The organism is Pseudomonas oleovorans subsp. oleovorans (assembly GCF_002197815.1).
In the GTDB taxonomy this organism is placed as follows: Bacteria; Pseudomonadota; Gammaproteobacteria; order Pseudomonadales; family Pseudomonadaceae; genus Aquipseudomonas; species Aquipseudomonas oleovorans.
This window is the reverse complement of sequence record NZ_NIUB01000103.1, coordinates 1-637: the sequence shown is the minus strand read 5'-3', so window position 1 is coordinate 637 and position 637 is coordinate 1. Positions and strand designations below refer to the sequence as shown.

Here is a 637-nt window from a genome sequence, read left to right as displayed (position 1 = left end):
TCGGATTGCCGATCACCAGGCCCAGCACGCGTCAGGCATTGTTGAAGCAGATGAAACCTTCTTCCTGGAGTCCTTCAAAGGGCAACGCGAACTGCCTCGACCGCCTCGTCGGCGCGGTGGCAGCGCCAAACGACGCGGACTGTCTGCCGAGCAAATTCCTGTGCTGGTGGTAAGAGATCGCAGTGGTCAGCAGGCAGACTTCAAGTTGGAAAAGCTGGATGCACAGCACATAGGGGAGCGGCTACGCCCGCTGATAGACGCGGATGCGATTCTCTGTACTGACAGCGTGCGGATTCCACGCCATTCGGACACTCAGCCCACGCTGATCCGGACACCTGTTCCACGCTCATTCGGACAGGCAGTCGGAGCGCAGCGACGCAGGGGTGGCATTGTTAGTCCGGGTTGGCTGGCGTCGTCAATTTCTGCGTCCGTTTGCGCATTGATTCACCCTTCAGATTGATCCGATAAGCGTTGTGCACCAGGCGGTCGAGGATGGCATCGGCCAGGGTCGGATCGCCGATCAGTTCGTGCCAGTTGTCCACCGGCATCTGGCTGGTGACGATGGTCGAGCGCTGGCCGTAACGGTCGTCCAGTAGCTCCAGCATGTCGCGCCGTTGCTCGCCGGTGAACGGGGCCA

1 protein-coding gene and 1 pseudogene are annotated in these 637 nt (G+C 60.6%); one reads left to right on the top strand and one right to left on the bottom strand.

The features are described 5' to 3' along the window. Positions 1-290: pseudogene (locus PSOLE_RS23455) on the top strand (IS1595 family transposase); the annotation flags it as partial. Positions 291-392: 102 nt separating this feature from the next. On the opposite strand, the gene PSOLE_RS23450 reads toward PSOLE_RS23455, so the two are convergent. Beyond that, positions 393-637: ATP-binding protein (locus PSOLE_RS23450; protein WP_158212600.1), on the bottom strand; the 245-nt coding region annotated here is incomplete at its 5' end.